The organism is Acinetobacter brisouioides, assembly GCF_004331075.1.
Classification (GTDB): Bacteria; Pseudomonadota; Gammaproteobacteria; order Pseudomonadales; family Moraxellaceae; genus Acinetobacter.
Genome location: NZ_SJNX01000001.1, coordinates 241356 through 258335 on the forward strand (window position 1 = coordinate 241356; position 16980 = coordinate 258335).

14 protein-coding genes are annotated in these 16980 nt (G+C 40.1%); 6 read left to right on the plus strand and 8 right to left on the minus strand.

Features of this window, described 5'->3' with window-relative positions:
* Positions 1 to 108 precede the first annotated feature (108 nt).
* Positions 109 to 891: a Rossmann-like and DUF2520 domain-containing protein gene (locus E0H77_RS01155; protein WP_131374326.1), complete on the minus strand. Its 783-nt coding sequence runs from the start codon at positions 889 to 891 to the stop codon at positions 109 to 111.
* A gap of 67 nt (positions 892 to 958) precedes the next feature.
* Positions 959 to 1300, minus strand: coding sequence for a Grx4 family monothiol glutaredoxin (gene grxD, locus E0H77_RS01160; RefSeq protein ID WP_131374328.1), 342 nt, complete (start codon positions 1298 to 1300; stop codon positions 959 to 961).
* A 160-nt stretch (positions 1301 to 1460) separates the two neighbouring features.
* Between grxD and E0H77_RS01165 the strand changes: the two genes are divergently transcribed.
* Entirely contained in the window at positions 1461 to 2675 is a 1215-nt protein-coding gene (locus E0H77_RS01165) for an aspartate aminotransferase family protein (protein ID WP_131374330.1), read from the plus strand.
* A 329-nt stretch (positions 2676 to 3004) separates the two neighbouring features.
* Here the strand turns inward: E0H77_RS01165 and E0H77_RS01170 are convergent, their stop codons facing one another.
* Positions 3005 to 3619, minus strand: coding sequence for a carbonic anhydrase (locus E0H77_RS01170; RefSeq protein ID WP_131313408.1), 615 nt, complete (start codon positions 3617 to 3619; stop codon positions 3005 to 3007).
* Between the two features lie 223 nt (positions 3620 to 3842).
* Here E0H77_RS01170 and E0H77_RS01175 point away from each other — a divergent pair, with 223 nt between their 5' ends.
* On the plus strand, positions 3843 to 4865 hold the full coding sequence (locus tag E0H77_RS01175) for a hypothetical protein (protein ID WP_131374332.1): 1023 nt from the start codon (positions 3843 to 3845) through the stop codon (positions 4863 to 4865).
* A gap of 271 nt (positions 4866 to 5136) precedes the next feature.
* Here E0H77_RS01175 and nfuA read toward each other — a convergent pair whose 3' ends face one another.
* Positions 5137 to 5781: a Fe-S biogenesis protein NfuA gene (gene nfuA / locus E0H77_RS01180; protein ID WP_131374334.1), complete on the minus strand. Its 645-nt coding sequence runs from the start codon at positions 5779 to 5781 to the stop codon at positions 5137 to 5139.
* A 139-nt stretch (positions 5782 to 5920) separates the two neighbouring features.
* On the opposite strand from nfuA, the gene E0H77_RS01185 reads away from it, so the two are divergent.
* Both E0H77_RS01185 and E0H77_RS01190 read left to right on the plus strand, forming a co-directional pair.
* On the plus strand, positions 5921 to 6541 hold the full coding sequence (locus E0H77_RS01185; protein WP_131374336.1) for a rhomboid family intramembrane serine protease: 621 nt from the start codon (positions 5921 to 5923) through the stop codon (positions 6539 to 6541).
* 106 nt (positions 6542 to 6647) lie between these two features.
* Positions 6648 to 8177 carry a hypothetical protein gene (locus tag E0H77_RS01190; protein ID WP_131374338.1) on the plus strand — a complete coding sequence of 510 codons (1530 nt, stop codon included), beginning with the start codon at positions 6648 to 6650 and terminating at the stop codon, positions 8175 to 8177.
* A gap of 104 nt (positions 8178 to 8281) precedes the next feature.
* Here the strand turns inward: E0H77_RS01190 and E0H77_RS01195 are convergent, their stop codons facing one another.
* Positions 8282 to 9901, minus strand: a complete 1620-nt coding sequence (locus E0H77_RS01195; RefSeq protein ID WP_131374340.1) for an inorganic phosphate transporter — start codon at positions 9899 to 9901, stop codon at positions 8282 to 8284.
* Between the two features lie 427 nt (positions 9902 to 10328).
* Between E0H77_RS01195 and metH the strand changes: the two genes are divergently transcribed.
* Both metH and E0H77_RS01205 read left to right on the plus strand, forming a co-directional pair.
* The gene (metH, locus tag E0H77_RS01200; RefSeq protein ID WP_131374342.1) at positions 10329 to 14015 is read left to right on the plus strand and encodes a methionine synthase; all 3687 of its coding nucleotides are present in this window, start codon (positions 10329 to 10331) and stop codon (positions 14013 to 14015) included.
* Positions 14016 to 14223: 208 nt separating this feature from the next.
* Positions 14224 to 15054, plus strand: coding sequence for a TIGR02391 family protein (locus E0H77_RS01205; protein ID WP_131374344.1), 831 nt, complete (start codon positions 14224 to 14226; stop codon positions 15052 to 15054).
* 91 nt (positions 15055 to 15145) lie between these two features.
* Here the strand turns inward: E0H77_RS01205 and E0H77_RS01210 are convergent, their stop codons facing one another.
* The 3 genes from E0H77_RS01210 to E0H77_RS01220 form a co-directional block, all read right to left on the minus strand.
* Positions 15146 to 15526, minus strand: coding sequence for an endonuclease domain-containing protein (locus tag E0H77_RS01210; RefSeq protein WP_131374346.1), 381 nt, complete (start codon positions 15524 to 15526; stop codon positions 15146 to 15148).
* Between the two features lie 152 nt (positions 15527 to 15678).
* The gene (locus E0H77_RS01215) at positions 15679 to 16209 is read right to left on the minus strand and encodes a YaeQ family protein (protein WP_131374348.1); all 531 of its coding nucleotides are present in this window, start codon (positions 16207 to 16209) and stop codon (positions 15679 to 15681) included.
* Positions 16210 to 16429: 220 nt separating this feature from the next.
* The gene (locus E0H77_RS01220) at positions 16430 to 16861 is read right to left on the minus strand and encodes a hypothetical protein (protein ID WP_131374350.1); all 432 of its coding nucleotides are present in this window, start codon (positions 16859 to 16861) and stop codon (positions 16430 to 16432) included.
* Positions 16862 to 16980 lie beyond the last annotated feature (119 nt).

The window sequence follows — 16980 nt, forward strand, 5'->3', positions numbered from 1 at the left end:
TTATTTTCGATTATGAATATAAATTCTCATTTTCAATACTAAAGCAATCCCCCAGATGGCTCTAGCGTATTGGTAATTCATCATGGAATAGGAATAACTGCTATTGCTTTATTTTTCTATGTGTCTGCACTGGATTGCATGACTCAATTGTTGATAAATCTCAGCTAAATCAGCTCGTTGTTGATGCTGCAAGATATCTTGATGCATCTTCAAAATCTGTTGATCTTGACGTACCGCGGGGCCCGTTTGCACATCTTTCGGATTAAACTCTGTGGCTTTTTGCGCAGTTTCTAAAATTAAAGGATAGAGCAAGCTAAAATCAACTGCGGCACCATCTACTACCTGTTTTGCCATATCGTAACAATAATTGCTAAAGTTACAGGCAAACACCGCAGCCAAATGCAAACTCAAACGCTGCACGGATGAATATACATACACCCGCGAGCTTAACTGCTGTGCTAAATCTTGTAATAAGGTCAAATCTTGTGGTTGACTGGTTTCCAGTAGTAGTGGCACTTGCTGCCAATCCACTGATTTTTCAAAACTAAAAGTTTGTAATGGATATAACACGCCACAGCGCTCATGTTGCTGTTGTAAAACTTGAAGGTCGGTACTACCTGAAGTATGCAGCAGTAATGTATGAGATAAATGTTCCGGTAATTGCTGAACCACCTGAGCAATCGCCTGATCCTTCACTGCGATAATTAACAGATCAATCTGATGATCTAATTGCTGTAACTGATCCACTGCACCAGCATGAACCAGTATCGCAAGCTGCTGAGCATGAGTCAAATTCGGGCTATAGACCTGCTGAATCTGATGTCCCGATTGTTGTAAGGCGATTGCCAAATGGGTAGCTACACGCCCAGAACCAATAAAACTAATTTTCATGATGATTTTCTCGAACTCGCCACAATAAAAAAGCGCCAGATATGGCGCTTTTCAGATCGGCAACAGATTATGCTTCTGGTACTGGGCTGTATTGTTCAACTAAAGGCTGTAATTCACCTTTTTGGAACATGTCTAACATGATGTCGCTACCGCCAATTAGCTCGCCATTAATCCAAAGCTGTGGAAATGTTGGCCAGTTTGCAATTTTTGGTAAAGTTGCACGAATATCAGGGTTTTCCAGAATATTCACATACGCGAACGGACGACCAATCTGACTGAGTGCTTCTACTGCACGTGCAGAAAAACCACATTGTGGGAATTGTGGTGTGCCTTTCATATATAGAAGTACAGCATGTTTAGCAATTTGATCACGAATTAACGCTTCAGTATCGCGTGCTTGTTCAGTCATAGATAAATCCTCAACTATTCTAGGCGGTATTATACCTAAAACTTAAGAATAAGGTGGGTATGTCGAGAATTTTTCTGTTTTTCTCTTATTATGACTTTCCATCTGTGGCAGATTTTGTTTATATAAACCTTTTTTAATCTAAAACCAATACGAGATTAACATGAGTAATATTACCCTTGCTCCGGTACAAACTGATCAGCCTTCTCATTTAATGGCAACTTATGGTCGCCAACCGATCAGTTTTGTACGAGGACAAGGTTCATATTTATATACTGAAGATGGCACAGCTTACCTCGATGCACTAACAGGGATCGCAGTTTGTGGTTTGGGGCATGCACATCCTGTTATCGCACAAGCCATTGCAGAACAGGCACAAACCCTTGTTCATACCAGCAACCTGTTTGAGATTCCTTGGCAAACTGCTGCGGCACAAAAACTGGCAGAAGTGTCTGGTATGGAAGAAATCTTCTTTTCTAACAGTGGTGCAGAATCCAATGAAGGTGCAATCAAAATTGCACGTAAATATGGCCATCAGCAAGGCATCCAATTGCCAAAAATTATTGTCGCTGAACATTCTTTCCATGGGCGTACTTTGGCAACACTTTCGGCAACAGGTAACACTAAAGTTCAAGAAGGTTTTGCGCCTTTAGTTGAAGGTTTTCTACGTGTTCCATTTGGCGATATTGAAGCAATCCAAGAGCTTGCTTTAGCCCATCCTGATATTGTGGCAATACTGGTTGAGCCAATTCAAGGTGAAGGTGGCGTCAATACTGCACCTCAAGGGTTTAGTTATTTAGAAGAAATTCGCCAAATCTGTAACCAGCACCAATGGCTGATGATGCTTGATGAAGTACAGACAGGTAATGGTCGTACAGGTAAATTCTTTGCTTACCAACACACCAATATTATTCCTGATGTATTAACCACGGCGAAAGGTTTAGGAAATGGCTTCCCGATTGGCGCTGTAATGACTCAAGGTCGTGCTGTAGGCGTGTTACAAGCAGGTAACCATGGTTCAACTTATGGTGGTACAGCTTTGGGTTCGCGTGTGGTATATACCGTGCTTGATATACTTCAAAAAGAAAATATTGTTGAGAATGCTGGAAAAATTGGTCAATACATTGTTGATCAGTTACGTAGCCAACTGGGTGAATTGAATGTCACTGTGCGTGGTTTTGGTATGATGATCGGGATTGAATTACCGAAAGCCTGTGGTGCATTGGTCAATATTGCTCGTGAACAAAAGCAATTAATCATTAATGTGACTGCGGGTAATGTTGTACGTTTATTGCCAGCACTAAACATGACTCAAGAACAGGCTGATGACCTGATTCAACGTCTTGTGCCGCTGATTAAAGACTTCTTGCGCAACTAATCTGTATCGTCATAGTTTACCCTTTCGTTGCATTTATTGCATAGGGAAAAATGCAACGGATTAGGGAAAGAAGCCCAGGATGTATTTGATTCAAAACCGAGTTAAGTCATTAGCTCGGTTTTTTTATGTGTTGGGTTGGGTGTAAGCAGATTTACGCTCATATGTAGTCAGTAACAGTGATTCGTCAAGATTGTTCGGTAATCAGGCAGTACAGTTCCAACACCAACGAGATTTATCTTTAAAAATACAAAACGCCCAATGAAAATTCATCAGGCGTTTGTTTAAAACAAAATATCATTCTATTTCAGAATAAAACTGTTTTTTAATGCTTAGAAATCAAAAAAGTCGACTTTACCCGTTTGGAGTGAGTATTCAGCTCCGACAACAATCATTTTACCTTTAGCAATCAGACTTTCTAATACTGCTGAGCCATGACGTAACTGATTGACTGATGCAAAGACGTTTGAACGTACTGCATGTTCTGAAAGTTTGCAAAGATCGTGTTTGAGTTCAGTCTGCATCAAAATCTCAACCGATGGACGCACACGATTGACAATTGACATCAAGTTGCTTGATGGTGGGCTTTCAGGATTCATTAAAGTATCGATAGTTGCCTGAATCGCGCCACAGTGACTATGACCTAAAACAACCACAACAGCACAATCATAGCGTTCTGCTGCAAATTCCACACTTCCCACTTGAGAAGGCGCAACAATATTACCTGCAACACGAATTACAAACAAATCACCCAAGCCCTGATCAAATACAATTTCAGCAGGAACTCGAGAATCCGAACAACCCAAAATAATTGCAAACGGATTTTGGTCTGTCGTGAGTAGTTCACGGTGTTCTTGTGAAACGAGGTCAGGAATTGAGGATTTCCCATTTACAAAACGCTCGTTACCTTGTTTTAAACGCTCTAGGGCTTCTTGTGCCGTTAACATGTTATTTCCCATTCGCTTTAAATTGAAAAATCAACAACATTCTAAAACTGCATAGCACGCTTGTCACTGACTAAAACATCCTCTTTGTAGAACTTATTGGTCTGCATTTCACAATTCAATCCGCTTTTTCCCAAGTTTTTTTAATCTGCATAAAATCTATCTCTAGCATCTGTTTTTTTAGACAAGGTATACTGAAAGTTTTCCATGTTGATTTTGATTGTCTATGACTGCCACTGCTGCACATCCTCGTATAGAGCAATTAATTGAAGCTCATCTCGATTTTTTAGAGCAGGAATTTTCTCAACCTAAAAATTTACAGGATGAAGTTCAGGCGTTTTTTCATTGGTTTACAACACAAAACTTGCAGGATTTGTGGGACTTTCAAAGTCTGTTTAATTTGTTGGAACAACAAGTCTTAAAAAACCAGTTAAGCGCATTTTTTATTGAACAATGTGTTGAGCATATCCGTTTTGCTTTGGTACATGACCTCAATGATCATACAAAAATTGCAGATATCTTCGATGTCATGACCATTGACAAAATTGCTCAATATGTTGCGAGCAAAACTGAACATCGTCACAAATTAATTCATCGGGTTGTGAATCATCCAGCTTTTTCTGCCATGATTTCCCAACTGATTCAACAATCCTTAGAAGATTATTTCGAACATAGCATGGGAAAACGCGTCCCAACTGTTGGGCGTTTTATGAAAATGGGAAAATCGGTGTTTGAAAGTGTCACAGACTCTCGCTTTGAACAGACAGTGGCACATTATCTACAAAAAAATATCGTAAAATTGAGTCAACTGAGCGAACAAGTGCTGAATCAGCATTTTGACAATGAAAAGCTCTATTATTTTCAGGCGAATCTTTGGCACAAAATCAAAGCCTCGCCACTCAGCGTGTTTAAAAATTATATCGTCCTAGAAGACTTGCCATATACCGTTGAGCTTGCACATGAGGTTTGGAATCATCTGCGTCAAACGGACTATTTAAAACAGCAGCTACATGATGGTTTATATACGTGGTATGTACGCAATCAGGAACGTAACTTCCAACAGTTACTGCGTGATTTAAATATAGATGAAGGCTTACTCATGCAGCAGTTACAGCCATTATTTACAGCTGTTATGCAACAAGTAACTGACTCAGGTTATTTAAGACAACGCGCACGTATTTTTTTAGAACGTTTTTATTATGCTGAAACAACACGGCAAATTTTGGCATTCGACAACAGCAAATCATAGGTTTGATTACATCTGAGATCTATTTCATTTAGACCCAGATTGTTTAGCCAAGTAACTCTCCAGTGCCATCCCCTTGTTGGGCGTGGCAACTGGTTATCTCATCATTGATCAGCGATACATCAAGCGGTAGAAAAAGGAATCACCTAGCCAAATAAATACAGTCAAAACTTTACTCAATCTTTTGGCTATCGTGTATAAGCTAGATTTTTTCAGATCATAAAAAAACCTCCATCATTTATGGAGGTTTTGGCTTTACTTCAAAAGCTTTTTATTATTTAAAATAAGCGCCTTCAGCCTGACTATGGTCGGTTTGATCAACCACACGTTGCAGCTCAGGAATATGTTCACGCAAAGTCGTTTCAACACCCTGCTTCAAGGTCACATCGATTGCTGAACAGCCCTGACAACCACCACCAAATTTTAGTACTGCGGTTAAACCATTCTCAGCGTCATCTTGGACTTCAACCAACGAACAACTACCGCCATGTCCTGCAAGACCTGGATTAATTTCAGCTTGTAACACATAGATGATGCGTTCTTCAATCGAAGCATCTGGACCAACACGCGGCACTTTCGAGTTTGGCGCACGGAAAGTCAGCTGACCACCAAAGCGATCTTTGTTATAGTCGATTACAGCATCACGCAAATACGGAATTGATGGGCGATCAACAAAGGCAGGAAAATCTGGGTAATCTTGCTTATAGTCTGTTGGAATTACTTCATCTGGCGCACTATAGGCCATGCAGCATTCAGCACGCGGCGTTCCTGCGTTTTCTACAAAAACACGAACACCAATGCCTGAAGTATTTTGTTTTTCCAATAAATCACTTAAATACTCTTGTGCAGAGGGAGTAATCAATAAATTTGGAATTTCCTCTGCGTCTGTCACTTTAGTGCTGATGTTCTCAGTCGACATAACGTTTTTCCTCAATATGAAGATTGTATTTTAACTGAAGATATGGGGGAATTGAGAAAAATCAACTAAAATTGTCGGAATTCTTTTATCGCCTGCATCTCGCCTCTATAAAACCTGATCGGAATTAAGCGAAAATCTTATGTTACATTTACCTTTTAACCACACCATTACCTTAATTATTATCACTGTTGCAATCTCGTTGCTGGCGTTTTCCAAGCAGCAAGTCATGAACCGACTAATTTTTTGGCCACCTGCCGTTCAACAAGGTCAATATGACCGTTTCTTTGCGCATGGCTTTGTTCATGCCGATGGCACTCATTTATTGTTTAACATGATTACCCTATTTTTCTTTGGTAGCGTGATTGAACAGTTTTATCGCCAATACTTAGACAATATGGGTTTTGTGCTGTTTTATTTTGGTGCATTAATTTTTAGTATCTTGCCAAGTTATCTAAAACATAAAAATGATTATCAGTGGGCAAGTTTAGGGGCTTCAGGTGCGGTTTCTGCCGTACTATTTTCTTATATTTTGTTTAAACCCTGGAGTCTAATTCTGGTCTTTTTCATTCCCATGCCTGCCATTGTTTTTGCAATTTTATATGTAGGCTACAGTATTTGGTCAAGTAAACGTCAAGGTGGCCATATTAATCACAGTGCGCATCTCTGGGGAGCAGTCTATGGTGTCGTTGTCACGATTGTAGTCAACCCTGCCGTTATTGGTTACTTCTTTAATCAAATTCAACATGTGCCATTCTTCTAATAAAAGCTACATTTTTTAGCAAATTTGATCATTTATGTTAAGCCTTTTCCTGTATTGGGATACATAATGAATCATGATCGCAGTAAATGAAAATAAGGATAGATCAATGTCTGCTCCTGAAGGATTACAATTTCCAATTGACCCGCAAACCCATCGTGCCAGCACCTCACGTACAGGCAAACAGATTATTTCTGAAGCACTGGCTTTGGTTGACAACAAATTGTCGCAACAAGTGCTGAAGGAAAAGAACTGGCGCAAGCGTTATCCGCATTATTTTAAGGCAATGGTGCATCACGGTATTTTATATCAGGATAACCCTTTCAAGATTGCCAGTCAGGGTTTACATAAGGCGCATCAATTATTTGAATTTTACCGCGATAATCAGCACCACTCGCTTAAAGATTTTATGCGAGTACCACATATTCAGAATTTACATAGCATCACAATCAAAGGGAAAGGTCAGCACATACCAGAGTGGTATATTCCCTACCACGGCCAGGAACTTAGAGGACAAGCCCTACTTGATCAGATTGTAGCTTGGGAAGAGCAAGGTATTATTGAACCTAGCCATGTGGATGCCTTACGTGAGGTTCAGGCACATCCAGAATGGCTCGATTTGTCAAATTACCACATGGTGCTGTTTGGCGCAGGTTCAGAAGCAGGCCCTCTGACTTGGCTTTGCAAATGGAAAGCCAACATTGTCGCGATTGATCTGCCTAATGAAAAAGTTTGGTCACGTATTTTAAATACGATAGAACAAGGCAATGCAACACTGATCGCACCTAGTCAGGAACCTCTTGCAAATGACTCTTCGATCAGTGAGTTAAGTCATAAACTGGGTGCAAATTTGCTGACCCAAACGCCTGAAATTGCAGGTTGGCTCGCTCAAATGCCTCAGCGCCTGCATATGGCAGCCATTGCTTATCTGGATGGCGAAAAACATGTCCGCGTTGCGATGGCAATGGATGCAATCATGCAGTATGTCAGCGAACAGAAACCTGACTCCAGCCTGATGTTTATGTGTACTCCTACCGACGTCTACGCGGTTCCTAAACATGTGGTTGAGCATTGCAAGCAAAAATCCAGAGAACGCTCTACCATTGAAAAATTGCTCGCCAAAGGCGTTTCAAATCTTAGTATTCGTCATTTCCTAAAACCACATTCTCGCGAGCTCTATCATTCGAACAATGGTAAAGATTATGCGATTGCGGATTGTCTGGTTATTGAACAAGGCCCTAACTATGCTCTTGCTAAGCGAATTCAGCAGTGGCGAGCCATTATGGCACGAGAACAAGGTCAGCATGTCTGTATCAATATCGCACCATCGACCACCACACACTCTGTGACTAAAAACCCACTACTTAAAGCTGCATTTAATGGTGCACATTTGTTTAATGTAGAAGCCTTTCAACCAGAAACTACTAATGCGCTCATGGCAGCGATGTGGATTCATGACCTACGCAACCCTAAAGCGCTTGCCAATCCGAATAATCAGCTGGATCATCCACTGGAATTGCTCATGGATGGTGCCAATCATGGCGGTATGTGGAACGCAGCTTATTTGGTTCGAAGTGCATTACCATTTGCTGCAATTTATGGGTTAGTGGCCGATAAATTCCCATTAAATAAAAAATAAGCCGTTGTCTTTAAGCTACTCAACAGAATCATTAAATAACAAGACATAAAAAAAGCTTTGCCGAGGCAAAGCTTTTTTTATTTGAATCTGTCTTTGGAACTTTCTTAAACAAAGCGTAAAAACAGCCAGTATAAACCACCAGATAAACAGATCGTTGCGGGTAAAGTCAGTACCCAAGCCGAAATAATATTACGGATAGTGATCCACTGTAAACCAGACTTATTGGCAACCATGGTTCCAGCAACCGCACTATTTAAAACATGTGTGGTTGACACAGGTAACCCAAAACTATCTGCCGCAGCAATCGTACTCATCGCAACCAGTTCAGCCGACATACCTTGAGCATAAGTCATATGGTTTTTACCAATACGCTCGCCCACTGTAACCACAATACGTTTCCAGCCAACCATAGTTCCCAAGCCTAACGCTAGAGCAACTGCCACTTTCACCCATGTTGGAATGTATTGTAAGAAACCATCCAAACTCTTTTGATAAGCTTTCACGGTTTTTTGCTGCGTAGCATCCCACTTTGGTAAAGCTTCTGCTTTGTCCAAAGTTTTCAAAGCACTGCTACTTAAATACATTTCATTGCGAATTTGGCTGACTTGCTGTTCAGGAATATCTTTTAATGATGCGTATTGTGACAATTCATGACCTAAATGATGCGTTGTACTTGCCAAAGCTGGCAGTACATCAGGCGTAACCTTTTTATTTTGAATGTACTGAGTCAAAATAACGCGGGCTTTATCATCTTCAATATGGGCATAATCTGTCGAAATCGCAGGCGCTGTTTGCTGCGATAACGTAATAAACTGACTAACCTGATTAGTGTCCAGATTTTTGTTGAGTGAATATGCTAATGGCACTAATCCAACCAAAATCAGCATAATCAAGCCCATGCCTTTTTGACCATCGTTTGAGCCATGCGCAAAACTGACACCCGTACAGGTGAAAATCAATAAAGCACGGACAATCGGTGGCGGTGGTGTATGACCATTTGGCGCATCAAACAGACTGAGCTGGCGTTTAAAAACAAACTTCACCAAGACAAAAACAATCGCTGCAAATGCAAAACCGATCAATGGTGAAAATAGCAATGCCTTCCCGACTTTGAGAAGTTGTGTCATGTCAATGCCGCTGGTTCCTGTAGAGGCATTCAACAAATGATTCATTAACCCCACACCGAGAATGGAGCCAATCAGGGAATGTGAACTTGAAGCAGGAACCCCCAAAAACCACGTACCCAAGTTCCAGATAATCGCAGCGATGAGCAAAGCAAATACCATGGCAAAACCTGCGCCACTGTTGACATTGACAATCAACTCAACTGGCAGCAATGCAATAATACCGTAGGCAACTGCACCACTTGCTAACATCACACCAAGGAAATTACAGAATCCTGACCACATCACTGCAACAGGTGCAGGCAATGCATTGGTATAGATGACTGTCGCGACAGCATTGGCGGTATCGTGGAAACCATTGACAAATTCAAACCCCAATGCAATGAGCAAAGCGGTTGAAAGTAAAATTACTGAATATAAATTTAATGGCGGAACATGTGCCAGATCAGCACTGACTTGAAAACCAATGTAAATTAAGGTCGCAATAATGACCGTTAAAAATACAGGCACAAAAAACTTAGGAGTTGGTGCATGTACATTTTTTGATTTCGTTGAATCAAATTGCACTGACTTTGGCGCAGAGGGAATATTCGAATTCATGCAGTCATGTAAAGAGGATCAAAAAGTCCCCTTATTCTTCATTTAAATTATGACAATTATATGACATTCCCTTTCACAGAAAAATGAATTTTTTATTTTTTAGCATATTTTGAACGAGTTGGTAAAAATCTGATCTATTTTGATTCAATTACACCTTAACTTTGCACGAACACATCACTTCACTGCTGACTAAATTGCCATACAAATATTGCAAATTAATGAAACTTTTAGTTTGTATGAAGTTTTTTTGGAAAAAAATGAGCAATGAGCAACTCAGTTAACGCTTTTTGCAGAGTATAAAAGCGTAATCAATAAAGCTTATAAGAAACCAGCATGATTAAAATCGCTATTTTTGCTCAAAAAACATCAATCACGAGTATAATAAGCGCATTTTCTCGCTGTTGCCCTTGGCTATATAAGGCTGTGTATGTCGACACTCAACACTTTAAAACAAATCCTTTCTCAACGTATTATGATGCTCGATGGTGCAATGGGTACCATGATCCAGCAACATCAATTACAGGAACAAGATTATCGAGGTGAGCGCTTTGCCGACTGGGCACATGACTTAAAGGGTAACAATGACTTACTGGTCTTGACCCAACCTGACATTATTCAGGGTATTCATGAAGCCTACCTCGAAGCTGGCGCTGATATTATTGAAACCAACAGTTTCAACGGAACACGGGTTTCAATGTCAGATTATCACATGGAAGATCTGGTTCCTGAAATTAACCGTGAAGCAGCACGTCTGGCTAAAGCTGCATGTGAAAAATACTCTACTCCAGATAAGCCGCGTTTTGTGGCAGGTGTGCTTGGACCAACATCGCGTACCTGTTCAATCTCTCCTGATGTGAACAACCCTGCTTTTCGTAACATTACTTTCGATGCGCTTAAAGACAACTATATTGAATCTACACTTGCCTTAATTGAAGGTGGTGCAGACATTATCCTGATTGAAACCGTATTTGATACACTGAACTGTAAAGCGGCCATTTTTGCGGTGGAAGAAGCTTTCCAGCAGTTAGGTCGTAGCTTACCGATTATGATTTCGGGTACGATTACCGATGCTTCTGGTCGTACTTTAACAGGTCAAACTGCTGAGGCATTCTGGAACTCGGTTCGTCACGCCAACGTCTTGTCGGTAGGTTTTAACTGTGCGCTGGGTGCAGATGCCATGCGTCCACACGTTAAAACCATTAGTGATGTTGCTGATGTGTATATTTCTGCGCATCCAAACGCTGGCTTGCCAAATGCTTTTGGTTCTTATGATGAAACTGCTGATCAAACCGCAGCCTTTATTCGCGAGTTTGCAGAAAGTGGCATTATCAACATTGCAGGTGGTTGCTGTGGTACAACACCTGCACATATTCGTGCCATTTACGAAGCCGTTAAAGAATTACCACCACGCCAAGTCCCTGAAACCATTCCAGCTTGCCGTTTAAGTGGCTTAGAACCGTTTAACATTTATAACGACTCGTTATTTGTCAACGTTGGTGAACGTACCAACGTGACAGGTTCAAAAAAATTCCTGCGCCTCATTCGTGAAGAAAAATTTGCCGAAGCTTTAGAAGTTGCTCAGCAACAAGTTGAAGCTGGCGCGCAGATCATCGACATCAACATGGACGAGGGAATGCTTGATTCAGAAAATGCCATGGTGCACTTCTTGAATCTGGTCGCGTCTGAACCTGATATTTCACGTGTGCCAATCATGATTGACTCCTCTAAATGGGAAATCATTGAAGCAGGCTTAAAATGTGTACAAGGTAAATCTGTCGTTAACTCCATCTCCTTAAAAGAAGGTTATGACGAGTTCGTGCATAAAGCACGTCTGTGCCGTCAATATGGTGCTGCCATTATTGTCATGGCATTTGACGAAGATGGGCAAGCAGATACCGCAGCACGTAAACGTGAAATCTGTAAACGCTCTTATGACATTTTAGTCAATGAACTCGGCTACCCATCTGAAGATATTATCTTCGACCCGAACGTGTTTGCCGTGGCAACAGGGATTGAAGAACATAACAACTACGCTGTGGACTTTATTGAAGCGACGGGTTGGATTAAGAAGAACTTACCAAATGCCATGATTTCAGGTGGTGTCTCTAACGTTTCGTTCTCATTCCGTGGTAATGAACCTGTACGTGAAGCGATTCACTCGGTGTTTTTATACTATGCTATCAAGCAAGGCATGACCATGGGGATTGTCAACGCCGGTCAAATGGCGATTTATGACGATATTCCTAAAGAACTCAAAGATGCTGTTGAAGATGTTGTTCTGAATCAGAATCAAGGCGAATCTGGTCAAAATGCAACAGAAAGACTACTTGAAATAGCTGAGAAATATCGTGGTCATAGCGGTGCACAGCGTGAAGCTGAAAATCTTGAATGGCGTAATCAATCAGTTGAAAAACGTCTTGAATATGCTTTAGTCAAAGGGATCACCACTTATATTGACCAAGATACCGAAGAAGCCCGCTTAAAAGCGAAACGCCCTCTTGATGTGATTGAAGGCGCATTGATGGATGGTATGAACGTGGTTGGTGACTTGTTCGGTTCAGGTAAAATGTTCTTGCCACAAGTCGTCAAATCAGCCCGCGTCATGAAACAAGCTGTGGCTTGGCTTAACCCGTACATCGAAGCAGAAAAAACAGGCAGCCAATCTAAAGGTAAAATCCTGATGGCAACCGTAAAAGGTGACGTACATGATATTGGTAAAAATATTGTAGGCGTGGTCTTGGGTTGTAATGGTTACGATATTGTTGACCTTGGCGTGATGGTTCCTGCTGAGAAAATTTTACAAACCGCCATTGATGAGAAATGTGACATCATCGGTTTATCAGGTTTGATTACCCCTAGTCTGGATGAAATGGTGTTTGTTGCCAAAGAAATGCAGCGCAAAGGTTTTAATATTCCATTGATGATTGGTGGTGCAACCACATCTAAAGCACATACAGCCGTCAAAATTGAACCCCAATACCAAAATGATGCAGTGATTTATGTCGCCGATGCTTCGCGTGCTGTGGGTGTTGCCACGACACTTTTATCTCAAGATATGCGTGGTGCATTTATTGCCGATCAACGTGCGGAATATGACAAAATCCGTGAACGTTTAGCCAATAAACAACCCAAGGCTGCGAAACTTAGCTATACAGAATCAGTTAAAAACGGCCTAAAACTTGACTGGAAAAGTTATGTACCACCTGTACCAAACTTTATTGGGACACAGGTCATCAAGAACTACCCTCTCGATGTACTGGTAGAATACTTTGACTGGACACCATTCTTTATTTCTTGGAGTTTAGCAGGTAAATTCCCGAAAATTTTAGAAGATGAAGTGGTTGGTGAAGCAGCAACCGATCTGTACAACCAAGCACAAGCCATGCTCAAAGATATTATTGAAAATAAACGCTTTGACGCCCGTGCGGTGTTTAGTTTATATCCTGCCAAGCGTACAGGTGCAGATACCGTGACTGCTTATGATGAGTCTGGCAATGCCACCCATCACTTTGAACATATTCGTCAGCAGTCTGATAAAGTCACAGGCAAGCCGAACCTGTCCTTGGCTGACTTTATTGCACCAACCGATGACCATCAGGACTATTTGGGTGGCTTTACGGTTTCGATTTTTGGCGCAGAAGAAATTGCCAATGACTATAAAGCCAAAGGTGATGATTACTCAGCGATCTTAATTCAGTCTTTGGCAGACCGTTTTGCTGAAGCATTTGCTGAGCACTTGCATGAGCGTATCCGCAAAGAGTTCTGGGGTTATCAAGCCAATGAAACTTTAAGCAATGAAGAATTGATTAAAGAAAAATATGTCGGGATTCGTCCTGCACCTGGCTACCCTGCCTGTCCTGAACACTCAGAAAAAGCAACCTTGTTTAACTGGCTTGGTTCAACCGAGAAAATCGGCACACAGCTCACCAGCAGTTTTGCGATGTGGCCACCTTCATCTGTGAGTGGTTTCTACTATAGCTTGCCACAAAGTGAATACTTTAATGTCGGCAAGATTTCGCAAGATCAGTTAGAAGATTATGCTAAACGTAAAGGTTGGACGCTAGATGAAGCCAAGCGTTGGTTAGCACCGAATTTAGATGATTCGATTGCTTAAATCCCCCTCGATCCCCCTTTGATAAAGGGGGAGGATTTTATTTCAATCCAACCTTACCCTAACTCCCCTTAAAAAGATGGGATGTCATGTGAATAAATGGATTACTTGACAGCCCCTCCCTTTTTTAAAGGGAGGTTGGGAGGGATTGAATTGATCTTTAAATAAAAAATATATAATTTATCAATTAAATATTTTAGAAAACTATCAAATGGCAATAATTAAAAAATTTGACTTAGCAAGTTTAGAATCTATTTGTAAAATTTTAGGTGAGACTACTGATGGACTTACTGGAACAGAAATTAGTAAATATCTATCAGAATGTAATATTAAAGACCCTCAAATAAATTCAACTAAGTGGAAACGTTTATATGATTCATTAACCCTTAAACAAAAAGAAGATCAATGTGCAAATAATATTGTTGCTTTTATTCAGCACGTGATTAGACCGTCTCGCCATGTAGATAATCAAAACTGGTTTGAGCACATAAGGACAAAATTAAATTACGTTCTTTCATTTGAAGGTTATGAAATTACTGAAAGCGGTTCTATTAAATATGTAAGTACAGTAAAAACATTTTCAGAAGCAGAAGAACGTGCATCCCAACTTAAAAAGATTCTTATAGACAGAAATATACACCCTGATGTGCTCTCATTTTGTAAAGCTGAATTATTAGTCGACAATTATTTCCACGCAGTTTTTGAAGCAACTAAAAGCATTGCTGAAAAGATCAGAGTCAAAACTAATTTAACTAGTGATGGTTCTGAATTAGTCAATCAAGCATTTTCATACAAAGGGAAAGTTCCCTTTTTAGCTTTAAATAATCTAACTACAGAAAGTTATCAAAGTGAACAAAAAGGCTTTATGAATTTATTGAAAGGAATATTTGGAACGTTTAGAAATACAACAGCTCATGCACCTAAAATCACTTGGAAAATTAATAAACAAGATGCTTTAGACATTTTATCAATGATTTCACTTATCCATAGAAAATTAGATAACGCCATTGAAGCTAAAAAGATATATGAAGGAAGTGTTTAATCCCCAACCCTCCTTTAAAAAGGAGGGAGCTACGCAAATCCATTACCATCATCAAATTCACGTAAAGTCCTCCTTTACCAAAGATGAGAAACTAAGTTTCGCAAGAGGGGGATTCCAGTCTATGTTTCGCAATACCATAAATCTGCTCTACCACCCTATCAGTTTCAGTCAAAACCTGTCGATTACTGAACCTCAAAACCATAAGCCCCAACTCGCTTAAAGCCTGATCTCTGACTTGATCTGCTAGAAGTCCATCTTCAGTGTAATGTTGTCCACCATCACACTCAATGACCAAATTCACTGCGGCACAGTAAAAATCCACGATAAAATTGAGAATGGGCTTTTGACGGTAAAACTGTAATCCTAAAATTTGCTTACGACGTAATCTTTGCCATAGCAATTGCTCTGCATCAGTCATGTTGCTACGCAAATCGCGTGATGGAAGTTTTAAATTTTTGTTATATGACTGCATTGACACACTCTTGGTTTTTATCTGTTCTTTTAGACATCTTCGCATAATATCTGCCAGATAAAAACAGTACTAAGTTGCTTGTTTTAATTCTTTTTTTATAAATAAAAAAGCCCCTTAATAGGAGCTTCTTTTCAAATTAAGCGACTCAGAGATTACTGCAACTTAATCCACTCAACTACAGCTTGACCAGCATCACTCATCAGCGTCCATTCACCATCCATAATGTTGAGCTGCAACTGCATGGTACGCTCACATAACGCTTGGATTGCTGTGGTGGTTTCTTCACTCAGTTGCCAAACTTCAACATTTTTTAAAGTTTTTAATTTACTGCTACGCTTATACCATTCTGTCACCGAGCTACCATAGGCAATAACAGCCACTTGTTGACAACGCGCACTGGCTTTTTTTACTTTATCTTCATCAGGGCAACCCACTTCAATCCATTTTTCGAGTAGACCTGTTAAATCTTTCTGCCACAATGCAGGCTCATTCACTTCAAATAAATCTTTGGTAAATTCAAGTTGCTCATCGGCATAACGAGCAAAAGCCAAAACACGCACCATTAAACGCTCGATGGTTTCTGATGGATGTAATGCCATCGTCAATTGATAATCACCATAATTGTGATGATCCATATCCGCAATATTGAGGTCTGCTTTATAAATCGTTGCTTTAAGTGCCATGTGCTACAAATTACCTAAAAAATCCGCGCCTAGCATAACCAATTTTAAATGCCCGTGTAGAAATTTTTCAGACCAACATCAAATTGGGATTGTGATGTTTCAAGCTCTGTAATGATCACATGAAATAAAACCGCCCACTGAATTTAGTTTTATAACAACAAGAGAAACCTTGGATACTTAATTATTTAAGTCGTTTTCCCTTCTTTCATAATCATTCATATTATTTTATCAAAATTTCTTGAATATTAAGGTGATGCATCATTTCACGAATCATCACAAAATAAACAAAAGCCTGTTGCTGATCCTCTGCAACTTGTCGCAAGTAATAGCCGATATGCTCAATAAAATCATTAAAGGCATGCTCAAGCTGGACTCGATCAATTGAGCCTGATGTCTTAAAAAATAATTGATTCAATAGCTTCATCATTGGATCAGAGGTGATTGCTCTACCCTGTACATGTCTTAGCTGTGGTTCTGACTCTAGCAATTCTTCAATCAAATAAATCATTTTCTCAATGGCAAACTCAGACCATACGCCTTGCACTAAACTCTGTTGTTGAATAGCATCTAATCCTTGAGGAAGGATAAACTGCTGCGAATTCCACAGAATCTCAATTTGGTTGGCTTTAAGAGAAAATTGGAGAGGTTGCATATAGGTTTCTTTATTTCAATAAATGCTGACAGTACAGTATGTATGTTCTTGGATAAAATGTTAAAAACATTATTATAGTGCATTCATAACTCCGTTTTTACTTCTTATGTTATGAGTAA